Here is a 24,326-nt window from a genome sequence, read left to right as displayed (position 1 = left end):
TATTTCAGCTAAGAACAGACGGAGCAACACGGATTTATCCTGTTGCGTAGTATCTGCGCTTGTTTCCCCGTGACTGACCTCCGGAGAGTAGTCAACATCAGACTTATTCAGCAAACCCTATTTATTTATGTTTCCACAAAAAAAAATTGTACAGAAGTAATGTATCAAGTGGACTGTGTTGAACTCAAAAATTAGGGTTATAATAGAATATTTATAATCCTAAAGAAATGTAGTATTAGAGAGGGGCCACATTTTTGTGGCTAGGAATGCCTATCGAAACCATCTACGGAAATCTTCAAGGTCTAAAATCTAGCCAACTCAAACAACTGCAACGGTTGTACCATCAGCGATTACCAAGCGATTGCCTAACTACCTCAGAATTTGCCCAAAGAGTCGCCTCAATCAGCAAAGAAGTTGGCCAACCAGTCTGTGTTTATGTCAATCGTAGAGGAAAAATTATCCGGGTAGGAATTGGCACACCCCGCCAAACCCAAATTCCTCCTCTAGAATTACCCCGTTACGGTGCAAGTCGCCTTAGTGGTATTCGTTGCATCGCTACTAACCTGAAACCAGAAGTGCCTTCAGAAGCTGCTCTGACTGCAATGGTGATTCAACGACTTGATGCTCTGGTGGTGCTTACCCTCACAGGTGAAGGATTTAAACGCAAGGGGGGTGGAGCTACTGGTTACATTAAACAAGCTTATTTAGCTCACTTGTTACCCACTCAAACAGACCGGACAGATACTAATATCCAAGAATTACCGTTTTGGACTGTATCACCCCCTCTGAGTCTGGATATGCTTGCCAAACAAGACTTTATTGAATTGATTGATGGATTAGAAGCAGAATTTCAAAGAGAATTTATTGCTCAAGAAGTTGATTCTGACCAAGATAAAGTTCTGTTGGTGGGGCTAAAAACAGACAAAATGAAGGATAGGGAATTTGAAGATGGGTTAGCAGAATTAGCTAGACTTGTTAATACTGCTGGAGGTCTGGTATTAAAGACAATGCAACAGAAGCGATCGCAACCCCATCCTCAAACTGTGGTGGGAGAGGGTAAAGTCCAAGAAATTGCTCTGACTGTTCAAACTGTAGGAGCTAATTTAGTTGTATTTGACCGCGACCTTTCTCCTGCTCAAGTTCGTAACCTAGAAACTAAAGTTGGTGTGAGAGTAGTAGACCGTACTGAAGTTATTCTCGATATTTTTGCCCAACGCGCTCAGTCTCGTGCCGGAAAATTACAGGTCGAACTTGCTCAACTGGAATATACTATCCCACGTCTTACTGGTCGAGGTGAGGCAATGTCTCGTCTTGGTGGTGGTATTGGTACTAGAGGACCTGGTGAAACTAAGTTAGAAACAGAACGTCGGGCAATTAATGCTCGAATATCTCGGTTGCAGAAAGAAGTAAATCAGTTACAAGCACACCGCTCCCGTCTACGTCAACATCGTCAAAGTCAAGAAGTACCAACGGTGGCAATAGTTGGATACACTAATGCTGGTAAGTCTACATTACTGAATACACTTACTAAATCAGAGGTTTATGCTGCAGACCAATTGTTTGCAACTCTAGACCCTACCTCTCGTCGTCTAATTATTCCTGATGCAGTTACGGGTAAGCGAATTCCGATTGTGATCACCGACACAGTAGGATTTATTCACGAACTTCCACCGACCCTAATTGATGCTTTTCGGGCAACTCTCGAAGAGGTGACAGAAGCAGATGCTTTACTTCATGTTGTCGATCTGTCTCACCCTGCGTGGCAAAGTCAAATACGTTCTGTGATGACTATTTTGGCGGAAATGCCAGAAACTCCAGGACCTGCTTTAGTTGCTTTTAACAAGATCGATGAAGTAGATGGAGATACTTTAAGATTTGCTCACGAAGAATATCCGATGGCAGTATTTATTTCTGCTGCTAAAGCTCTAGGTTTGGAAACTTTGCGTCAACGACTTGCGCAACTTATTGATTATGTTATTGCTTCGTAGTCAACTACCCATAATGTAGGGAAGTTCCATGGAACTTTCCTACAGGTTGATGAGTTGTCAAATTTTTTATATTTTCTAATTCCACCAATTTTTTTCCCTACGGTAGGGGCGAATGGCCATTCGCCCCTACCCATTGCATGATGATCGGATGTCCAGCATTTTTCCTTCTGATCTTTAAAACACTAATCTATAGTTTACCTTATTAAGCGACAAGTCTATTACTCCGAAGTCAACAGATTTGATATAACTTTTGCTCAAAATTGTATGTACAATTTCTCTGCACTACCTTATATTCAATGTAACCAGATTTGAAAATGCTGCCAAAGACTTATTAGAGTAAAGGTTCTCCAAATCCACAGGATAGGCAGAATTGAGAGAAGAACAGGTTAGATATGGTCTGACTGCAAATGTTAAACTAAAGTTAGGTAAATTTCCATAAGCAGCTGGTCCAACTGTAACTAAACCATTGCTTACATAAATTGGATGATTATCTTTATCTCGCCATAAAAGTTGAGAACCTGAACTTGTTTTAACTTCTAGAAATCCACTATAGGGTCTTCCATCCGACTTTTTAACGAACAAGTCATACTCTTCTCCGTTTTTGATAGTGAGATTACTGCGATTAGTTGGATCGAACGCCGATCTCAAGCGTAGCAAGAGAGGTTCTCGATCGGGAATGTACCAGTCAAACAACTCTGCTCTGACTAGGGGTTGACTATTACTACAGGATAGATGTTCTTTTTTTATTAGAGGTCGATCCGCAGTGCATGAGTAAGGAGTTTCCCAACATTTTCGTTCTACATTGACATATTGAGTAATCTGACTTAATAAACCGTCAGCTCTCCATGTCCAATCTTCTGTCACACTCCAGTTGGGTACTGACAAAAGTTTTCTTGCAGCATACTCAATATAACGCATCGTGATGGCGGAACCAGAAACCACAGACTTGAGAGCTTCCAAGTGCCAAATATCCATACCAGATTCATTATAACCACCATTCTCAGGAAGAGGATGTCCGAATAGGAGTTCAAAAATCGTTAGTGGTGTTGAAGATAAATTCGCCGGTATTTTTCGGTCTGGTGGCAGTAAAGAGTAATGTGCTGCCATATCTTCATCTTTTAAATAATAGTCTGTTGCAAATTTTTCTGTGGAAAAACCACCAAGCATTCCTTGAGTAGCAGCATCTTCCAATCCTGTTCGTGAATAGGTGACCTTAATTTGTTGAGCTGTCTTGTTTAGCGATCCACCTTCTTTAACTCCGTAACTCGTGCCACCAAGAGCTAGCAGAAGCTTTCCTTGAGGGGTATCTTCTTCTTTGAGATACCAGCGTAATTGGCTTGGAAAACCTGCATTCCAGTAAGCACAACTCCTGGTTTTGGTAAACCTCATAGTATATCCACCTAAACTAGAGGGATCTGTCTCAATATCAATTCTTGTGTAGCCAATGAAATTGCCTTGAGCATTGTAGTTTTTAAAGAGCATATACGAACCCAGAGGGGGAAGGCTAATTTTTTGAGCCGTATATTGAACGGGTGGCGCAGTCGGTAAATTATCAACCACTAATACATCATAATTGCTCCACTCAGATTTATTCTGTTTCAAACGCACCATACAAATGCCTACGCGGAAACCACCTTCAGGAGGAGAAACAGTAATTTTTCCATTTTTTGCCTGCCATACACCAGATGAATCCTGGCGATCCGAAAAATCTAACTTGGCAGTCGTTAACTCATAATCTACGGATTTATCATTCCAACTCTTGGGAACTTCTACTATATACTCTTGATTTGGTGTGATTTTTCCAGGAACAATTTTTATCTTTATACTCATTTAGACTTATGAACTTCGTTAATTGTTTAAGCTGAGGGTGTAGCATCTTTGCGTTGCCTCTACTATTAATCACTCCGTATATTAAAAGTTTACGCAAAAAAATCAAATATTAATATTTGTAACATAATTGTAGTCGGTGGTAATTGAGTTAAGCCCCGGACTAGCAAAGCTGAACTTTTCGGCCAGAATTATGTAAAGAAAACGACCGTTTTCTTTACCCTAAAAAATATCTAAAATCTAAAAATATTCCCAAACAACGAGTTAATATTAAGATTAATTAATAAATATCGCAGTTCAAGAATTATATGTCTATTAACGTAGAAATTTACACTTGGTCAAGTTGTCCATTTTGTATTCGTGCTAAAGCCCTTTTAGATAAAAAGCAAGTAAACTATCAGGAATATGCAATAGATGGCGATGATGTAGAACGGGAAAAGATGGCTGTGAGAGCAAATGGCCGTCGTTCTTTGCCCCAAATCTTTATCAATGACCAACATATCGGCGGTTGTGATGAGCTATACGGACTAGAAGCTGAAGGAAAACTAGACCAACTTCTAAGAGTTTAGTATCAACTTTGGTAATACAAAAACTCTACGGAAATTTATGATTTTTTAGGGGTACTTCTTAATTTTAAGATGATTATTTTCCCCTACTTAATGAGTAAAAATATTTTGAATTAATTAACAAAAAAAAGATGAAATTTGCATTCATCATAGACCCCATAGATAGACTTAACCCAGTTCACGATAGTAGCGTGGCACTAATGGAAGCTGCTCAAGAACTTGGTCACGAAGTTTGGATAACGGAAGTTAATCAACTAACTATTATTGATAGTAAAACCTGGGCAACAATTAAGCAGGTACATTTGACCCCAATTGAAAGGATAGAAAATCATTGGGTGGCAAGTAATCCTTGGTACGATCTAGGAAAAACTATGCTGGAACCATTAGAATCGATGGATGCTGTATTTATGCGGCAAGATCCACCAGTAACAATTCCTTATCTTTATGCTACTTATCTTCTAGACTATATTAATCCAGAAAAAACCTTAGTAATAAATTCTCCTCAAGGATTACGTACTGCTAATGAAAAAATGTATGCCTTGCAATTTACAAAAGTAATTCCGCAGACAATTGTTAGTCAAGATAAACAGGTAATTAGAGAATTTTTAGAGGCACAAGGAGCAGCAGTTTTAAAACCTTTAGGTGGAAAAGCTGGGGAGGGAATTTTATTCTTAGAACCTACGGATAGAAATTTTAATTCTCTAATAGAAATTAGTACAAAACAAGGTCAAGAACCTGTAATGGTTCAGAGTTATTTACCAGCAGCAAAAGAAGGAGATAAGCGAATTATTATGTTGAATGGTAAACCTATTGGAGCGGTAAATAGAATTCCTACTGGCAAAGAATTTAGAGGAAATATGGCAGTGGGAGGTAGGGTTGCTCAGACAAAAATTACAGAAAGGGAATATGAAATTTGTGAGTATTTAGCACCTAAATTAATAGCAGATGGTTTATATTTTGTAGGTATAGATGTAATTGGTGGTTATCTTACAGAAGTTAATGTTACCAGTCCGACAGGAATTAGAGAAATTGATTTGCTTGATAATGTTAATTTGGGTAAACAAGTAATAGAATGGATAATTGATGAAGTTAAAAGTCAAAAGTCAAAAGCGAGTGTGTAATTCTGAGGTCTCCTCAGAATGTAAGACACACTCAAGACAGTCAAAAGTCAAAAGTAATAATTTGTAATTCCTGTATTTGAATTTATCTGGATTTGTATTTTGAGGGAGAGGTAATTATCCATTATCAATTATCCATTAATGAAACCTACCTACTTACTAAAAATTTACCTTCTTCCTTCTTACTTCTTCCTTCTTACTTCTTATAAACAATGAACAATCAAACTATTGGCGTAGCAGTTATTGGTACAGGATTTGGTCAAAAAGTACATATACCAGGTTTACAAGCACATCACAAAACTCAAGTATTAGCTGTCTATAACCCTGATTTAGAAAAAGCTAAATCAATTGCATTAAGCCATAATATACCTCATGGTTGTAATACTATAGAGGAAATTATTTCCCTACCTGAAGTTACTGCTGTAACGATTTCAACTCCACCATTTATACACTATGAAATGGCAAAGCAAGTATTAGAAGCAGGAAAACATTTATTGTTAGAAAAGCCCACAACTTTAAAAGTAGAAGAAGCGCAAAAATTATATCATATCGCTACTACTAATAAATGTGTAGCAACTATGGATTTTGAATTTCGTTATGTTCCTGCTTGGCAACTATTTGCAGAAATTTTAGCCGATGGATATGTAGGAGATAAACGCCTAATAAAAATTGACTGGTTAGCATCAAGTCGTGCTAACCCAAATCGTCCTTGGAATTGGTATGCTCAAAAAGATAAAGGTGGCGGTGCATTAGGAGCGATCGCTTCTCATTCTTTTGATTATATTAACTGGTTATTTGGACCTACGAAAAAACTTTGGGGACAACTGAATACTTCAATTAAAACTCGTCCTGACCCCACAGAGGATAACAAGTTAAAACCAGTAGATGCAGATGATACTTGTAATATTATGCTAGATTTGGCGGACGGTACTCCCTGTCAAATTTGTATTAGTTCTGTCACTTATCAAGGACGTGGTCATTGGGTAGAAGTTTATGGTAGTAAAGGTACACTAATTATAGGTAGCGATAATCAAAAAGATTATGTACATGGGTTCAAAGTTTGGGGTTCTCAAAATGGGGAGACTTTAGTAGAAATAAAAGTTCCTGACAGATTAGAATTTCCTCAAATTTATCCTGATGGTAGAATTGCACCTTTTATTCGAGTAGTTGATAATTGGGTAAAAGCAATAGAGGTCGGAAAATCTGTAGTTCCATCTCTGAGAGAAGGTGTTTATTCTCAGTTATTAATGGATTTAACCCATGAATCTAATATGACAGGTACTTGGGTAAATGTGCCAGATTTAGATACATTACTGGAAAATAGTAGTAGCTTTTAACTGAATTTAGATGATAAAAATACCATAATAGCACATTGATAGATATTTGCTAAAAATAGCTAGGGTATTTCTTAGAAGTCAGGTAGGGGAGCTGTTGGATTGGCGACGTACAAGAGTCAGGAGTCATAATAGAGTTGTTGGGAATTAAGCTAAAAAAATGGCTAAAACCCTTATTAGTGAACGTTTATAGTGTTTTTTAAGCCTCCAATCCTGAAAATCTTATATAGTAAGCTTTTGAGGCTTTTGAATTTTTATTTCCCAACAACTCTAATGAATAAGTTTAATACCATTTTTAATTTCATCAATTATCTTTTTAAGATAAACGTGGAAGTCTGAAACAAAGCTGTTAAAAATATTAACTGTTAACTAATACCAATTTGATAAATGTTTTCTACAAATGACTAGACTCTTTATTAGGAGTCATAGTTCAGGAAGACCGAGTCAGAATGAATGACTTAAATACCAGTTTTTAGGTCAATACGGTTCAGTTAAGGATTTTTTTTTGCAGTTCTGTCTCCTGAAAACCTCATCTAATAGTTCTATACTTTATAAGTTTTGGTCTTATCTGAACCGTATTGGTTTTTAGGTCGGAAATTCTCTTTTTCTCTTGGTCAGCATTCCCTCTCTTGCTCGGTATTCCCATGGCAAGGAGACCTCGCCGGGTTCCGACAGCTTGCGTATGTCGCACCCCGCGGGTTCTGACCGCTTGCGACTAGTGCAGGATGGCGGAAATAACTGACCAGTTACAAAATCCCAAAACAATTACAAATCAAAAATGATTGACTGTCAGATATGCGTCTTACATTCTGGAGGGGCTGTGTGCGGAATTACTTCCGCACAGTAGGCGCCCCGTAGGACACCTCGCCAATTAGCACTCGATGCATGAATTTTGACTTTTAACTTCCGCGTAGCGGCACTACCCTCTTCCAGAGGAGCTAAAGCTAAGGTCATCGCGGGGTCGCACCGCTTTGTCAAAGAGACATCTCCTGTAAAATATTTTAATCCAACTTATTACTCGTAATATTCTTTGTTCAAATTGGTATAATAGACATCTGGTAAAAATCCAAAATAAAATTAATTCTTATCCATAAATATTCAAATATTTCTTTCTGTTCCCTATTCCCTATTCCCTTAATATTAGCTATCTCTAATAGCTGGTGCAGTTGCCAAAATGACTGCTGCCTTTTGCATAATTTCTATATCTGACTTTGACCAGGAGCGTGCATCCTGACATTGATGAGCAACTAGCAACCCCCATAACCTCCTAGAATTAAGAACAGGCACTACTAAATTAGCTTTAACCCTTATACTACGGAGAAAATCTCGATGGCAAGGATGTATTGCTTCTAATTCAATATCTTCGATCGCTCGGACTCTTCCCTCTTGATACATAGCAGCATATTCATCATTAAAACATTCATCAGCTCCTGTTGAACCATAAATTGATAGTTCCCCATCACTCAAAGACTCAAATGTTACCTGTCCTTTCCACTCACGATAAAAATAATATAATACAACTCTTTCTGATTTAATATAGCCTCTAATATTATCAAGAGTTTCTTGGATAAAAGTGTTTCGAGCTACATTTTGAGCAAGACGTTTTGTTAGTTTTTCTAAATCTGGGTCAGTATGAGACATATTAGGGCGATTATTACATTGTTACTATTAGCCATCCTCTGTATAAGTTAACTTATAATTTTTCAAACTTATATCAGTTGGAAATTTTGACTGGCACATCGGTCATCTTTATTTTATACTCAGAACTTAGTTTGACTAATTTCAATTTTTTTTGCCATGGTTATTTGTCAGATAATTTTATAATTTTCATCCGCACTATTATTCGGTAATTAAAATGAAAAATATTAAACTAAAACCTCAAAAAAATTTTGTAATAAAAATCGGTTATGTAGACTTTATAATTTTAGGAATGACTCGCTTTGAGTGGAGTTATCTTTACAATTAGTGAATACAAATTTCTTGACAAAAGCTATGTTTCAACAATTAACAATTAATTATTAATAATATCATGTCCGTTGGTATCGTTTGTGTATAAAGTTGGGGAAATATCTAGCGCCATATAAGGTTTTTCCTTCTCTTAAAGCTTCTTCCTTCTTCCTTCTTCCTTCTTCCTTACCTTCTCTATACAATACCGATGCTACCGGACATGATATAATTACCTCTCCTGGAAAAGAAGAGGATTGACTAATCATGAATTTTTTTTCCTGTTTCTCCTTGTAGAGCGACAGCTCGCGGCGCAGCTAAGGATAGGCTTTAAACCTTAATTCTTCGGTAATAATTATTGGTTTTTATTTAATAATTAATACTAGATTTAGATTTTTATATTTAGCCAGTAGTAATGGAATTGCTAATGCTCAACCTGGTTCTTTTAGTGATGCTTTTTCTTTCAGCGTACAAACCATGGCCACTATTAGTTATGGCGCGATGTACCCGACAAATACTTATACCCATATTTTAGTAACTATAGAAGTTTTTATTGGTCTAATTGCCATGGCAATGATTACAAGACTAATGTTTGCCCGTTTTTCTGTGCCAACTGCGCGGGTGCTTTTCAGTAAGGTAGCAGTTATTTCTCCCTACAATGGTATTCGGACTCTTATGTTTCGTATTGCCAATCAACGCCAAAATTGGATAGTAGAAACTCAAGTGAGAGTAACTTTATCCATTAATAAAGAGATTTCTGCTGAAGGACATTCTTTACCGAAAAATTGTGGGTATGCGCCTCCCCTTTTAAGGGGATAATAAGCGGTCGTTTGCGCAGCATGACCTAGGATGGGATGGCGAGGTCTCCTCGCCATATCCAATGGACTCCTGTGAAAAAAATTTTCATGAATTTGTCAATCCTCTTCAATTCATGGAGAGGTAATTATTCATTATTCATTATTCATTATTAATTGTTGAAGACGATTCTGCGATTTAAAATTGGTTCGTTCTCACTGGAGTTTAGACTAAAAAAAGCGGGCCGAAAACTTGCCGAGGGAGAATAGTCAGATAGTCTAACCTAGTCTGAAACTATTTCTGTATCAGCATTGCAACAACTTTTAAGTTAATTATACCTCCGCTTGTGCTATGGGTTAATTGTGCCATGGCAAGACTTTTTGAAGACGAGCAAATCACCTACTCCTGACAAACTCCCTCAAAAATACAAATCATATACTGAAAAAATTGAGTCAAGTTTATCTATATTATCAAGCATTACAGTGTATAATTAAAAAGGTTTGATGAAGGCTTTTGAGATGAACTTTGATTACATACAATATTGTCAGTATTTAATAAGTAGTCAAAAAAATTATACTATTACAAATTTGGCGAATAAAACATGAATTATTATCAAATTATTTAAGAAATGAACTTAAGTATCCAGCAATAAAATTTAAAGTAGTTGTAATTTTAGAGTAGGTAAATAAAGTATAAAATTAACTGTTTTTAGGGACATTTGAGAAGGTAAAAAACTAGAAGTGTTCGGACTAGATATTTTAGCGATCACCTAGATTAATCGGCTATATATAGTGTCTTTGCGTAAGTCCTGATTAATCATAATTATTACTATTGATATTATTTTTTCTTAATCATACAACTAATACCAACTCCTCAAAATAATCCTATATTTATTGAACAGTTCAGTTGTTAAGTAATAAGTCAGGTTTAGCAATGTTTTTCACAATTTATTTTCATGAAGTTAAAAATATATTATTTCTTATTTCCCTGCTCCCTGCTCCCTGCTCCCTGCTCCCTGCTCCCTGCTCCTTGCTCCCTGACCTCAAGAAGATGTAGCAAAAATGCGTGATAATTGGTATAAATCCTCCCTTTTTTCGGGACTTTCCATGGAACGTCACTACAGGGATGAAAACTACTGTAATTTAAGATATGAAATCATAAATATTCAAGCGAATATAATTTTAAAATCATGGAAAAATACTGAAAGTAAATCAGAGAAAATATAGCGCTGTGCGCAGCTCATCTGGCAACAGCGGTGCGACCCCGCGACGACGCCAGTTCGCTTGCAGAATGCGCACTCCTGTGAGGCAACAGCTCATCTGGGGGAATAAATTGCTGATAATATAAGACTTTTAGCTATTTTGCCCCTCCTGCAATTTGTAAATATACCAGCGCTCATTGCTATATTTAATTTTTATATAGTATAGCAACTGCCATTATTACTCTTGACTTATGGAATATCTAAAATAATGGAATATGAAAAATTTACCTTCTATCCCAGAGAACTAATCACCTAGATAACTAAATACCTTCCTCATCCCTCTTTCTTCCTATAATATTCTTTTCTATTTTCATACTTAAATCTAACCAAGTTGACCGAGTAATAGGAGCGCTAGTAGAAACATAATCGACACCTGTTTCAGCCAGACTTCTAATAGTTTCTAAAGTAATATTCCCAGAAGCTTCAATTTTAATCCGACTATTATTTTGCCTAATCTTTTTCACTGCTTGCTGTATCATTTCAACAGACATATTGTCAAGCATAATAATATCTGCCTGATATTCCAAAGCAGTTTCTACTTCTGCCAATGTTTCTGTCTCCACTTCAATAGTTAAAGGATAAGGTATTGTTTCTCTGACTTTAGCGATCGCTTCCCCAAGACCTCCAGCAGCAGCAATATGATTATCCTTAATCATCACCGCATCATCCAAACCCATCCGATGATTTTTTGCCCCACCAACTTGAGTCGCATATTTTTCTAAAATTCTCAGTCCTGGAGTTGTCTTGCGAGTATCAACCAGTTGCACCGACAGATCGGCAATTTTATCTGCATATTGACGAGTCATAGTCGCTATCCCACTCAAACGCATCCCTAGATTTAAGGCCACCCTTTCCCCAGTCAATAAACTATCTAAAGGCCCATCTAACTTAGCTATTACAGTACCCGACTCACACCATTTCCCCTCTGTAACAGTAGGTACAAAGTTGACCTTTTCATCCAAAAGCTGAAATACCCTAGCTGCCATAGGCAACCCGGCAATAACTCCAGACTCCTTGACCAACCAATAACCTGCACCTGGAATTACCTGGTCTGCTGAAAATAAGCCGGCAGTAGTGCGATCGCCCCTGCCAATATCTTCTAGCAGCCAATTTTTTAATAAGTTGTCTAATATTATCTTTGAAGGTATAACAGATTGCATATTTTTACTTAAATTTCATTCAAAATTACTGGTAGAGTAGCTCCCACCTCAAATCTTTAACTAGCTATCAGCTTGGACGTTCCAGAATGCGACCCTTGCCAGCATTTAGCTGGAGTGCTAAAAATTCGAGGGTAACGGTCACCCACGCTTATTTGAAAAAATTAGTGGTGCGCCTTTTATGGAGGTTTGAATGCACCTTGAAAAGCTGACTGCTGATAACGTAGTTCCTCCTACTAGCAGGCAAGCTGAGTGCTGACTGCTACTTCAAGCCAGCAGATATAAACTCGTCCATTTTTTGAATATATATTCGTTTACTCAACAAGATTAATTTTTTCTCCCATAACTAACTCTAAATTCAATTTTTGATGAATTCTACGATAATTAATAAATCTATCATAAAATTGGTTCGACTACTGCTTTATTGAAGTATTGTCAGGAAAACCAAAACCAAACATTTATTGTGGCAACTGAACCGGGAATAATTCATCAAATGGAAAAGAAAGCACCTAGCAAAAACTTTATCCCTGCACCAGCGATGAATAATTGTGCTTGTAACGAATATCCTCACATGAGACTGAATACTTTAGAAAAACTGTATTTGGCGTTGTACTAATACCTTTAATGTTATTCATACAGTATAGCGCTGTGGGCAGGCAACAGCTCCGGAAAGCAACAGCTCATCTGGGGAAATAAAAAGCTGATAATATAAGATTTTAGCTATTGGAAATCTCCTGTAATTTGTAAATATACCAGCGCACATTGCTATATAAGCTATCAAAGCCAATCTTTATCCTATTAAACAAAATAGTCTCATAACTTTGAGTTGTCAGCTATGTCTGGCTGAAAACAAGTTCACTCTTTTCGGCAAAGAAATCTATTTATATTACTTCTCCTGAAGACATTATTTTACATAAATTGAAATGGTGCAAAATTGCAGATAATTACTCTCAAAAACAATGGCGCGATATTTTGGGTGTGATTAAAGCTAGATTTCAACAATTAATAATGAATAATGAATAATGAATAATTACCTCTCCATGAATTGAAGAGGATTGACAAATTCATGAAAATTTTCCTTCACAGGAGTCGATGGTCGGACAGCTCCTAGACCTCGCCATCCCATCCTAGGTCATGCTGCGCAAACGACCGCTTATTATCCCCTATCCAAGGGGAGGCGCATACCCACAATTTTTCGGTAAAATATGATAATTTGACTATTTGAAGCTGTGGAGCGGTCGCCTCAAACTAACTACATAACTAGAAAAAACTGTAGCTGAAACTAGCTTATACTAGTTTGAAAAAAGAATGCTAAAAAAAAAGTGCATCTCTATTGGATATGCTTAAAAATAGCTTATTCAGTCCATTTTAGATTTTTTTTCCTGTCGTTTTCCCTTTATCTTTAATGCTTATCCCTTATTGCTTCTTCCTTATTTATTATTTCTTACTTATACTATTTGTAACAAACGTTGATCTAATTGGTATTACCTTGATATTTTCCGAACTATTAATACTACGTTGGCGGGTATGCTATCCAAACTAAATCTAGTTTATCTAGCTGTACTTTAGGGAAAAATAAACAATAAATCAAATTCAGCTAAAATTATTTATACTATTCTTTAGTTGAGTAAGTTATAATGAAAACAACTCTAACTACTGTCGTGTCAAGCCTTAAATGTTGTATTAGAATTTTCGACAAAAACAATGTATTATATAGATTTTGTCATTTTCCTATTACCCTATTTTCAGCTTGACACGCCACTACTGTCGTGTCAAGCCTTAAATGTTGTATTAGAATTTTCGACAAAAACAATGTATTATATAGATTTTGCCATTTTCCTATTACCCTATTTTTAGCTTGAAACGCCACTACTGTCGTGTCAAGCTTGAAATAGTGTTTTAGGAAAATTCTCCAAACCTTAGTCAGAGCAAGAATTATACTCAAAAATTTAATAACACATTTTCAGCTTGATACGACACTACTGGCGTGAAACACCTTAAATGGTGTATTAGAAAAAAAATGGTCAAACCTTGCCATAACCAGAATTATAGGAAAAAATCTAATCCACAGTTTTAGCTGTGTCACGCCACTACTCCTGTTATTTACCACTTTCTTACTTAAGTTTTAGTCAATGATTTAAGCTATTATTTTTGAGTTAACAACAAAATTCAAACATGACAATAAAAATTTGTGAGATCAATATTTACGAAGTAGAATTACCATTAATTAAGCCATATCGAATTTCAGGTGGACGTTTATTTGTGGACAAAATGGACAGCATTATTGTCGCTATTACAACCAGTGATGGTATCGTAGGTTGGGGTGAATCCTGTCCTTTTGGACCATCTTACTTACCTGCTTTTGCTGGAGGAATAAAGGCAGGAATGGCTCAATTAGCTCCTATACTAATAGGAGCTAATCCCCTTGAGTTAGAGAACATAAATCATCTTATGGACTTAACTCTCAAAGGACATTTATATGTCAAGTCTGCTATTGATGTAGCTTGTTGGGATATATTAGGTAAATATGCTAATTTGCCCCTCCATACACTGCTGGGAGGACGTTTTAGCGAACACGCTGATTTAATAGGGGCTTTTGCCAATGGTACACCAGAAGAAATGGTTGCCGATCTCAAACAACGAAGAGATCAAGGATATCATATTTTTTCTCCTAAAATTGGTGGGGAGGTTTCCCTTGATATTTCCCGTATTCAAGCAATCATGGCAGAATTACAGCCACAGGAAAAGATTACCATAGATGCTAATCGTGCTTGGTTGCCAGATCATGCTATTCAAATTATGAATTCTATCAATGATAAAACAGTATATTTTGAGCAACCCTGTGAAACATTGGAAGAATGTTTAGCCGTGCGTCGCCTAACTCAACACCCCATTATTTTAGATGAGTGCATTCACACTTTTCAAGATTTATTATTGGCTCAACGAGAAGGTGTGGCACAAGCTATCAATATTAAAATTGGAAGAGTTGGAGGGTTAACTAAAGCCCGTCAAATGCGAGATTTTTGTCTGGCCACTGGACTTCGTATGAATATAGAAGAAACAGGCGGTAGCGTCATAGGAGGCACAGGTGCGATACATTTGGCCGTTGCTACTCCCCTCAGATATCGTTTAGCGACTTCAGACTCTACTAGATTACATACCGTCATTCCTGCCAAAGGTGGCTATACTTACAAAAAGGGTACAGGTATTCCACCAGAAACACCAGGTTTAGGCATAGAACCGATTATGGAAATATTAGGTGAACCCATTGCCGTTTATACTAAATCATAGTAATTTTTTCTAAAAGTATTTTCTAAACAACATATAATATAGATGATCAATCACCAAGAACGATATGATAAATGGGCTTCCACATACAATGTAGATGTTAAAAATAGAAATTATTATGCTCCAAGCTACATCGTAGAATATCTCATGGAAGTTGTAAATCAGCAAGTAATAGATTACAGTAACAAATCTGAGCTTAAGGTTTTAGATGCCGGATGTGGTACAGGTTTGCTTGGAGTTAAATTACGCAAAGAGGGATTTTCTTATATTGATGGGGTAGATTTTTCTCATGAGATGGTAAAGTTAGCCTATGAAACAGGCGCATATCAATACTTGATGGGTTGGTGTGATTTGAATAAAAAACCACCCTTTTTTTTCCATCATCAATATGATTTAACTATTTGTTGTGGTGTATTTTCATTTGACTTAGTAAAGCCGACTGCATTAAGATGGCTGATGGAAGTAACAAAACCAGGAGGCATAATTTTAATGAGTACAAGATTGGTTTTTTGTGAGACTTATAATTTTGAAGGTTATTATAAAGAATTAGAGCAACTTGGAGAATTAAAATTAATAGATTGCAGAATGAATAAACCTTATTTAGGAGAGGAATCAAACGCACATTACTGGGTATTTGCTATTCCTGAAAGTAAAAAATAATGAAAAAATGCTTATTTTTAAATAATAGAGAGCCTTATCCAGAAGATATATTCAATCATCTTTCTCATGTGAATGTAGTTTGGTATCAGGATAATTCGGGTTCATTTTCCCTAGAAAAAATATTAGAGACCCATAATGATACAGAAATTTTGATAACAACTTTCATGAATTTAGATGCAAGTAATTTATCAAAACTTCCTCAACTGGAATTTATACTGGCAACAACAACGGAAACCAGTTATATAGATCGGGAATATTGTCACAAAAACAACATAAAAGTTGTAAACACTCCCAAATATACAGGTGCATCAGTTGCTGAACATGCTGTAGCTTTAATGCTTTCGGCAGCTAAAAGAATTGTTGATTTTAATACTAAAGTCAGATCGGGTGACTTTCAATTGTTTGAACATCAAGGTATGGAATTATCTGGCAAAAAAGTAGGCATTATAGGAATGGGTGATATTGGGAAAAGAATTGCTAAAATACTTCAAGGTTTTGAAATGAAAGTTAAGTATAGTAATAGAAGTCAGCTTACTACTAGTTTAGGGATACAAACAGATTTGAATACCTTACTATCAGAAAGTGATGTTATTTTTCTGACACTACCTTTAAACCAAGATACTAAGAATATCATAAATTTTCAGAATATTTCCCAAATCAAAAAAGGAGCTATATTGATTAATATTTCTCCTGATAAATTGATCGAATTTAATGCTTTGAAGTGGGCTTTGGAAGATGGCAAATTATCCTATGCTGGAATAGACTTACTGAGTGAAGATGAAAAATATTTTCAACTTCCTAATCTAATCATTACACCTCGTCGTGGTTGGTATACTAAAGAATCCTTTACACGAAGAATTAAAATGGTTGTAGAGACTCTTACGAATTATTTGAGAAATTTTTAAAATTATGAAAGCGATGAAAAAAACTGAACTGGAGCTGAAAAAATCACTAGATTTAGAGACTAAAACTTTAAATATAATGGTTGATGAGCTTTATAACTCTTACGGTTTAAGAATGTTTAAAGCTGGTTCAGAATGGGAAAATATGGACTTAGAAGAAATTGCTTACCTCAAGCAATTAGGAAGCCATGATATACCCGTATTAATGAAAGTTGGTGGAGTAGAAGCAAGAACAGAAATTAGAAATTTGCTAGAGATTGGAGTAGAATCTTTTTTAGCTCCAATGGTAGAGTCTGAGTTTGCCTTGGAAAAGTTTGTCACAATTATTAAAGAAATTTGTCAGAAACATCATAAAAAGCCCAGACTGTCTATGATGATTGAATCAATTCAGACTTATAATAATCTTGACATCATTCTCAATAGTCCCTATTTTGATGAACTAGAAATGCTGGTGTTAGGACGCTGGGATTTAGCAAATTCAATGGGAACACAAAATGTTGACGATCCAGAAGTACAAGAAATATGCAAAAAAATCATTGACGCAGTACATAAAAAAGGGAAAAGTATTTCTGTGGGAGGTTTTGTAAATCCTCGTACTGCTATTTCTATCAAGAATGAGTTCCAAGCGGATCATTTGAATACCATTAATTTTTTACTGAATATTGATAAGTGTCAAGACTTATCTGAAGGTGTAAGATTGATGTTAAATACAGAAATAGCATATTATGAAAGTCTTAAAAACTTGAATCCTCAAAGGAATGATTTTTATCAATCCAGAGTTGAAATTACCAAGAAAAAATTAGTTGCTTCAGTTGACTAAAGCGATCGATATAATTATTTGTTATCAAAAATGAATTTTTTACAAAAACATAGCGCTATAGATGTAACCTTAAGAGATGCAGGTTTCCTTAACAATTGGGACTTTTCTGAAAGTGAGGTTTTCCAAGTCGTTACTGGAATGGATAAAGTTGGTGTAGATGTTATTGAAGTTGGTTATCTGAGTGAAGATCCTGAAAGTATGCTTACTGCTACTTGTCCATCATCCTTATTAGCTAGTTTAAAAGAAAAAGTTAACTCCGCCTCTGTTGGTGGAATGTTGAGATGTTACGAAGAAAAAGTAGATGAAATATTAGATTCAAGGGGTGAATTTCTTGATCTGATTCGTATTGTAGTGAGTGTAAAAGAAGAAATTCCTCTGGCAATAAAGATAGCTGAAAAAATCAAAAAATTAGGTATATTATCTAGCTTGAATTTTGCTAATTTTACAGTCTATACCCCTGATGAATTATTATCCGCAGTTAAATTAGCAGCCACAGCAAAAGAGGTATTTGATATATTTTATTTTGCTGATTCTAGGGGTGCAGCACAACCCGATGAAGTTTTTTCTTTTATCAAGTCTGCACGTCAAGAATGGGATGGGGTATTAGGTTTTCATGCTCATGATATGTTAGGTTTGGCTTCTGCTAACTCTCATGCAGCGATGGCAGCAGGATGTACTATAATTGATGGTTCTATTAATGGCTATGGTTTAGGTGCAGGTAATACTAAAATTGATCAAGCTTTAGCTATTGTGGAACATTTTCACAATGAGAAGTTATATCAATATCAACATCTCAACTCTCTTTTCCATATACTCCAAGTTCCTGTTTTACCTGAACAAAGATATTTACAATACCTCGCAGGTAGTAAAAATCTTTCAGGATTATGGGTAGCCCCTCTATTAGAACGTTATGGGAATACAACAATCGATTTTTTACAACAATTGCCTTGGAAACGTTACAAGACAATAGAAGAAATTTTACAACCACAAGAAGTTACTGTTTAAATCTCTGACATTAAAAATGCAAGTAATCAATTTTATTCATCAACTTAAGTTAGAAGAGATTCCAGAAGCAATCCAACGAGAAGGAATTCGTAGCTTAATTGATACTTTGGGAGCGGCAATAATTGGTCACAACACCAAACTTTCCCACATTGTGAATGAATATGTAGTGGCGACTTATGGTGGTAAAGGCGGGTTTTTATGGCTTGATGGTAGGGAAGTATCTCTACCTGCGGCAGTATTTGCTAATGGGATGACTACCGATGCTATGGGTATTTATGGAGGACATCCCCTCGCTAGGGGTACAGCTGGGGCTACTTTATTAGCTACTTTATTAACTACAGTTACCCCCAATGCTACAGGAAAGGAACTTTTGACATCATGGATTATGGGCTTTGAAATAGCTTTCAGAGCAGGAATAGCTTTAAATAAGAGAGATAGTAGTAAAGCTCATACCGCTTGTACTTGGAATATTATAGGTAGTGCTGCGATCGCATCTCGTCTGTTATCATTGAGTCCCTCTGAAACGGAACACGCTCTTGGTATAGCTGAATATGTAGCGCCTGTTGCACCCATTCCCAAAACCGTTGGTTATCCCACTATGGTGAGAACTGGTGCTGGTTGGGCAGCAATGGAAGGGGTTACCTCTGCATTGTTAGCTAGACAAGGTTTTACAGGAGCGCCCACTTTCAATATCGAGGAAAAAGAAGTAGCCGATATTTGGGATGATTTAGGACAACATTGGCAATTATCTAAATCTTATTACAAACCTTATACCGTTTGTCGGTGGATGCAAGCAGGTATGGATGCGGCATTAGTACTTAGAGATCATCTGAAAGAAGATTTTAAAAGTATTACGTCTATCAAAGTTCATTCCTTTGCTGTGGCAACCAAGGAAAGAAATATGCCTATGCCAAAAAATACCGAGGAAGCTCAATTTAATCTTAAATTTGCAGTGGCGGCTATACTCGTTTATGGTGAATTAGGCAGAGCAACAACATTTGAAGCCGCATTTAAAAGTGATATTGTTGCTCATTTGTATGATTGTATAGAGACTATTGAAGAAGAAAAATTTACCAGTATTTATCCCAATCAGCGATTTGCAAGGGTAATTATCAAAACATACAGTGGAATGACTTATGATTCTGGTGATATTGAGGAAAAATGGGCATCAACTGAGCCACCCACGGATGAAGAATTAAAAGAAAAGTTTCGAGCTTTAACCAAAGGTGAGTTGTCAGAAAAACGAGCAACTGATTTGGAGGAAATGGTTTGGAATTGCATAAGTTTATCAAATGTAAGCAGTCTGCTTGAATTGATGAATCAACCTAGCTTGAGTTAATTTAATTGCAATCATTAAATGAAAGAAACTAACAGGACTTACCTAGAGACTTTACATATAGCGAGGGCGAATACCATTTGCGTTTCGCAAAGCTCCGAATCGCGCCCCTACAAATGGTGGTTTAAAAGTCAATTTGCGTAAGTCCTGACTAATTTAAACATATGGTATCAGAATCGGCAGCTATTGTAATGTGCCTAGTGCAGGATGGCGGAAATAACTGACCAGTTACAAAATCCCAAAACAATTACAAATCAAAAATGATTGACTGTCAGATATGCGTCTTACATTCTGGAGGGGCTGTGTGCGGAATTACTTCCGCACAGTAGGCGCCCCGTAGGACACCTCGCCAATTAGCACTCGATGCATGAATTTTGACTTTTAACTTCCGCGTAGCGGCACTAGCAGATAAATACCATCAAGCAGGACTTGCTCCATGTGTAAGGGCGAATGGCCATTCGCCCCTACAGTTCTTTAATACTGAATAACACCGATGCTACCGGATTTGATATTAAAAGCCTGACAGATGAAATCGATCCTTTTATTTCAAACTATCTCTCTCATTCCTGTAAACTTACTTCATGCTTCACAGCCAAATATTTCACCTTATCAACGTAGAGCTATTATTATGTGGTATAATAGTGTTAATAATCTTCCTACTCGAAATAATGAAAGCCGTGTAGCTCACTTGTCTAATCCTGAGCAAAAAGCTATTGTGGCTAGTGATAAATTTTATGAATGAACATATCATTAATAATGCTTAATTCACAGCAAGATAAATATAAGGAATCTGAGAAAAATTTACATAAATGGAATAATGAGGTAGATGTCATTGTGCTCGGTAGTGGTTTTGCCGGTTTAGCCGCCGCCATTTCTGCTAGAGAAGTAGGAGCATCCGTAATGGTTTTAGAAAAGCAAAATCATTGCGGTGGTAATTCTTTATTTAGTGATGGAGTTTTAGCAATAGTTAATCCGAATTTTCAAGGTGAAAATGGATTAGTTGATTCTCCTGATTTACTTATGCGAGATATGTTAAAAGCAGGACGTGGTTATTGCGATGAAAAACTAGTAAATATCTTGGCTAATCAAGCAAATGAGGTTTTTCAATGGCTTGTTGAAGACATTGGATGTTGTTTCCAAGATCGTGTAGATAAATTTGGTGGGCATTCAATGCCTCGTAGTTATACACCTTGTGATGACTCTGGCAAGGGAATTATTAAACCGATGTTGGCTAAATTCAAAAGCTTAGATGGTAAGATTAAACCTAATACAAGTTTTAGAGAATTCCTTACCAATGAAAAGAATGAAATCACTGGTGTGGTTATTCAGTCTGTTCAACAAAAATCAACACTTTCTCTGGAATATATTAAAGTACGAAAAGGAGTTGTCTTAGCTACTGGTGGTTTTTCGGGGGATATTTCATTCAGAATCAAATATGATCGGCGTCTCAATGCTGAAGTTGATCATACGAATATACCTAACACTACTGCCCAAGGAATGTTACAAGCTGTAGCACTAGATGCTCAAACAGTCAATTTAAACTATATTCAACTTGCCCCTTGGACTTCGCCTGACGAGAAATCTTATGGTACGGCTCCAATTTTTGCTAGTTACGCTGTATTCCAATATGGATTTATGGTTGATGTAGCCACAGGTAAACGATTTGTTAATGAATTAGCAGATAGAAAAACCTGTACAGATGCCATGTTTGAACTCTCACAGCCAAGTGTTGGTATTGCAGATTCCCAAGGAGTCGAATTAGCTGGAAAAAGTATTAAAAGTGCTTTGAGGCGTGGTGTTGTGAAAAAATTTGAGACTTTAGAGACTTTAGCTGAGGCATATAACATCCCTGTTAAGACTTTATGTGAAACACTACTTGAATACAATACTTATGTTGAGACTCAGTGTGATGTGGCATTGGGCAAACCTATTCTTGAAGGTAGCAAACCATTAAAACCTCCATTTTATGGCGTACGTTTATACCCAAAGGTTCATCATACAATGGGTGGACTCAAAATTAATGCAGATGCACAGGTGCTTAATTCAAAGGAGAAACCAATTAAGGGTTTATATGCGGCTGGAGAAGTAACAGGTGGTGTTCATGGTGCTTGTAGATTAAGTACCTTAGCCATAACAGACTGCCTTGTATTTGGTCGTATAGCTGGCCGGAATGTTGCAAAGGAGTAAAGTTATACTTTATAATTGGTATTGCTGAATCAAGGTATGAAAATCAAAACTGAAGAATCTCAAATATTTGTCATTAATATAGTTTAGCAATCGCCAAAAAATACAAATCATACCAACGCATCAGCAACGCCTAAAGTTCTATGGGTAAATATAATTTAACTTTTTAAACAATGACTCAAACAACAGTAAAAACAAATCAAGAAATTAAAAGTATTCGTCCTCTCACTGATGAGGAAGTTACTCGTTTTCATAAAGATGGTTTTATCATCATCAGAAATATGTTCTCTGCACAAGAGCTTAAACCTCTTCAAGAAGCCCTGAAAAAAGATCCTACTATGGGAAATTCACAAACAGCCGTAATATATGAGGACGGCAAGAGTTGGAAAGTTTCAGCTTGGACAGACTTAGGGGAAACTTTTTTGGGCATTATGCCTCGTACAGCAAGAATTGTTGATGCTATTGAGTTACTATTAGAAGAAGAATGTTACCACTGGCACTCAAAAATTGTGATCAAGCAACCTGGTGATGGTAAAGTTGATTGGCACGCTGATTTCTCTGCATGGTATCAGGATGGATGCCTTTACCCTAATATGATTACTTGTTCTATTGCACTAGACAAGAATGATATTTCTAATGGTTGTTTGCAGATACTTCGTGGTTCCCACGTTATGGCTAGGCTAGATGATGTGACTAGAGGTAATTCTGTGGCTGGTGATCCGGTTCGTATGGAAAAAGCTTTTGAAAACCATGAATTGGTGTATTGTGAAATGGACGCTGGTGATGTTTTATTTTTTCATGCTAAAACGCTTCATGGTTCTGATGGCAACAATAGTCATGAAGTTCGTTCTTTAATACATTCAACTTTTAATGCACGATCTAATGAGCCTATTTTTCGTGAACGACAACAACATCACTTATATAAACCACTAACTAAATTACCAGACTCTGCACTAAAAGATGCTAATTGTTCAGCTTTTGATGATCAAATATTTCACGGAAAGGAAACTGACGGTAATAAAAGGAAAGGTATATTTCTAAGAAGATTGCCCCACAAAGAGTGAAAACTGCTTTACCGAAAAATTGTGGGTATGCGCCTCCCCTTGGATAGGGGATAATAAGCGGTCGTTTGCGCAGCATGACCTAGGATGGGATGGCGAGGTCTCGGAGCTGTCCGACCATCGACTCCTGTGAAGAAAAAATTTTCATCTCTTTGTCAATCCTCTTCAATTCATGGAGAGGTAATTATTCATTATTCATTATTCATTGTTGCATGATGACTTTTCTCGGAAATGGTACTAATATCAATAACAATGTTAGGTTAGGGCAATTATTTTACAGAAAAAAAGTTATTAAAATAGGTGGTGGTGCATAGTAATGGTAAAGGAAGTGTGGGGAGATGGGGACCCACCCGCGCACCCCTCCGGTGGAGGGGAATGTGGGGAAATGGGGAGTGTGGGAAAAATTAAAAAATATATATCCTCACCATTACCATGCAGGACTACCTTAAAATAAAAGGTTTTCCACGAGACAAAAAAGCGAGTGCGTAATTCTGAGGTTTCCTCAGAATGTAAGACGCATATCTGACAGTGAAATTATTTTGGGCTACTGTTACCGCCAACAAAACAGAATATATTGTTATATCAAATCCGTTGGCTTCGGAGTAATATAATTCTGTTGATCGTCATACAATGTGTAAGGGCGCAATTCGGCAGCTTTGCGTTAGTAAATGGCCATTCGCCCCTACAGTTCTTTAATACTGAATAATATCATGTCCGAAGGCAATCGTTTGTGTAAAAGTTGGCGTGGATATTTGCAGGAAATTTAAGTTTTTTTCTTGCCTGTTGCCTGTTGCCTGTTGCCTGTTGCCTGTTGCCTGTTGCCTGTTGCCTGTTGCCTATTTACTATACAAGACCGATGCTACCGGATTTGATATTACTAATGATTTGAGCCAATCTTAAGAGCGATGATGTAGAATTTGAGTCACAAACCAGATGGAAAATAGAAGAGTTCCATAGAGAAATTAAGCAATTAACAGGACTTGAGCAGTGCCAATGTCGTAGGGCGAGAATTCAGAAAAACCATATTGCTTGTGGTATGTTGGTTTGGAACCATTTAAAAGAGTTAGCTGGAAAAATGGG

At 36.6% G+C, this 24,326-nt stretch carries 19 protein-coding genes and 1 pseudogene; 16 read left to right on the top strand and 4 right to left on the bottom strand.

Annotation, left to right across the window (positions count from 1 at the left end):
• The first annotated feature begins 266 nt into the window (after nt 1–266).
• A complete protein-coding gene (hflX, locus tag F6K23_RS25760; protein ID WP_293161104.1) occupies nt 267–1,988 on the top strand; it encodes a GTPase HflX in 1,722 nt (573 codons plus the stop codon).
• 282 nt (nt 1,989–2,270) lie between these two features.
• Here the strand turns inward: hflX and F6K23_RS25755 are convergent, their stop codons facing one another.
• Entirely contained in the window at nt 2,271–3,818 is a 1,548-nt protein-coding gene (locus tag F6K23_RS25755) for a hypothetical protein (RefSeq protein ID WP_293161102.1), read from the bottom strand.
• A 305-nt stretch (nt 3,819–4,123) separates the two neighbouring features.
• Here F6K23_RS25755 and grxC point away from each other — a divergent pair, with 305 nt between their 5' ends.
• From grxC to F6K23_RS25740, 3 genes are all read left to right on the top strand, one after another.
• A complete protein-coding gene (gene grxC, locus F6K23_RS25750) occupies nt 4,124–4,384 on the top strand; it encodes a glutaredoxin 3 (RefSeq protein WP_293161100.1) in 261 nt (86 codons plus the stop codon).
• Between the two features lie 128 nt (nt 4,385–4,512).
• Entirely contained in the window at nt 4,513–5,502 is a 990-nt protein-coding gene (gene gshB / locus F6K23_RS25745) for a glutathione synthase (protein ID WP_293161098.1), read from the top strand.
• A gap of 209 nt (nt 5,503–5,711) precedes the next feature.
• Nucleotides 5,712–6,836: a Gfo/Idh/MocA family protein gene (locus F6K23_RS25740; protein WP_293161096.1), complete on the top strand. Its 1,125-nt coding sequence runs from the start codon at nt 5,712–5,714 to the stop codon at nt 6,834–6,836.
• 1,137 nt (nt 6,837–7,973) lie between these two features.
• On the opposite strand, the gene F6K23_RS25735 is transcribed toward F6K23_RS25740, so the two are convergent.
• Both F6K23_RS25735 and F6K23_RS25730 read right to left on the bottom strand, forming a co-directional pair.
• A complete protein-coding gene (locus tag F6K23_RS25735; protein ID WP_293161094.1) occupies nt 7,974–8,474 on the bottom strand; it encodes a GAF domain-containing protein in 501 nt (166 codons plus the stop codon).
• 386 nt (nt 8,475–8,860) lie between these two features.
• Entirely contained in the window at nt 8,861–9,046 is a 186-nt protein-coding gene (locus tag F6K23_RS25730; protein WP_293161092.1) for a hypothetical protein, read from the bottom strand.
• A gap of 82 nt (nt 9,047–9,128) precedes the next feature.
• On the opposite strand from F6K23_RS25730, the gene F6K23_RS25725 reads away from it, so the two are divergent.
• Nucleotides 9,129–9,596: an ion channel gene (locus F6K23_RS25725; RefSeq protein ID WP_367267817.1), complete on the top strand. Its 468-nt coding sequence runs from the start codon at nt 9,129–9,131 to the stop codon at nt 9,594–9,596.
• 1,497 nt (nt 9,597–11,093) lie between these two features.
• Here F6K23_RS25725 and nadC read toward each other — a convergent pair.
• Nucleotides 11,094–11,993, bottom strand: a complete 900-nt coding sequence (nadC, locus tag F6K23_RS25720; protein WP_293161090.1) for a carboxylating nicotinate-nucleotide diphosphorylase — start codon at nt 11,991–11,993, stop codon at nt 11,094–11,096.
• 400 nt (nt 11,994–12,393) lie between these two features.
• Between nadC and nadA the strand changes: the two are divergent.
• From nadA to F6K23_RS25665, 11 genes and pseudogenes are all read left to right on the top strand, one after another.
• A pseudogene (gene nadA / locus F6K23_RS25715) lies at nt 12,394–12,600 on the top strand (quinolinate synthase NadA); the annotation flags it as partial.
• A 1,565-nt stretch (nt 12,601–14,165) separates the two neighbouring features.
• Nucleotides 14,166–15,281 (top strand): mandelate racemase/muconate lactonizing enzyme family protein, encoded by a 1,116-nt coding sequence (locus F6K23_RS25710; protein WP_293161088.1) that lies wholly within the window; start codon nt 14,166–14,168, stop codon nt 15,279–15,281.
• Between the two features lie 42 nt (nt 15,282–15,323).
• On the top strand, nt 15,324–15,938 hold the full coding sequence (locus tag F6K23_RS25705) for a class I SAM-dependent methyltransferase (protein ID WP_124154366.1): 615 nt from the start codon (nt 15,324–15,326) through the stop codon (nt 15,936–15,938).
• Nucleotides 15,938–16,843, top strand: coding sequence for a 2-hydroxyacid dehydrogenase (locus tag F6K23_RS25700; protein WP_287239506.1), 906 nt, complete (start codon nt 15,938–15,940; stop codon nt 16,841–16,843). Before F6K23_RS25705 ends, F6K23_RS25700 begins: the two co-directional genes overlap by 1 nt.
• Before the next feature lie 13 nt (nt 16,844–16,856).
• Nucleotides 16,857–17,660 (top strand): aldolase/citrate lyase family protein, encoded by an 804-nt coding sequence (locus F6K23_RS25695; protein WP_293161084.1) that lies wholly within the window; start codon nt 16,857–16,859, stop codon nt 17,658–17,660.
• A gap of 30 nt (nt 17,661–17,690) precedes the next feature.
• The gene (locus F6K23_RS25690) at nt 17,691–18,665 is read left to right on the top strand and encodes a hypothetical protein (protein WP_293161082.1); all 975 of its coding nucleotides are present in this window, start codon (nt 17,691–17,693) and stop codon (nt 18,663–18,665) included.
• 16 nt (nt 18,666–18,681) lie between these two features.
• Complete coding sequence (locus F6K23_RS25685) at nt 18,682–20,004, top strand: MmgE/PrpD family protein (protein WP_293161080.1); 1,323 nt, start codon at nt 18,682–18,684, stop codon at nt 20,002–20,004.
• Between the two features lie 523 nt (nt 20,005–20,527).
• Nucleotides 20,528–20,743, top strand: a complete 216-nt coding sequence (locus tag F6K23_RS25680) for a hypothetical protein (RefSeq protein WP_287239500.1) — start codon at nt 20,528–20,530, stop codon at nt 20,741–20,743.
• Nucleotides 20,740–22,188, top strand: a complete 1,449-nt coding sequence (locus tag F6K23_RS25675) for a flavocytochrome c (protein ID WP_293161077.1) — start codon at nt 20,740–20,742, stop codon at nt 22,186–22,188. The genes F6K23_RS25680 and F6K23_RS25675 overlap by 4 nt, the downstream gene beginning before the upstream one ends.
• Before the next feature lie 170 nt (nt 22,189–22,358).
• Nucleotides 22,359–23,249: a phytanoyl-CoA dioxygenase family protein gene (locus F6K23_RS25670; RefSeq protein WP_293161075.1), complete on the top strand. Its 891-nt coding sequence runs from the start codon at nt 22,359–22,361 to the stop codon at nt 23,247–23,249.
• A gap of 313 nt (nt 23,250–23,562) precedes the next feature.
• A complete protein-coding gene (locus F6K23_RS25665) occupies nt 23,563–23,700 on the top strand; it encodes a hypothetical protein (RefSeq protein ID WP_293161073.1) in 138 nt (45 codons plus the stop codon).
• Nucleotides 23,701–24,326: the final 626 nt, after the last annotated feature.

Origin of the sequence: Okeania sp. SIO2C9, assembly GCF_010672455.1 — a bacterium.
Taxonomy (GTDB): domain Bacteria; phylum Cyanobacteriota; class Cyanobacteriia; order Cyanobacteriales; family Microcoleaceae; genus Okeania.
This window is presented reverse-complemented; position numbering and strand designations above follow the sequence as displayed.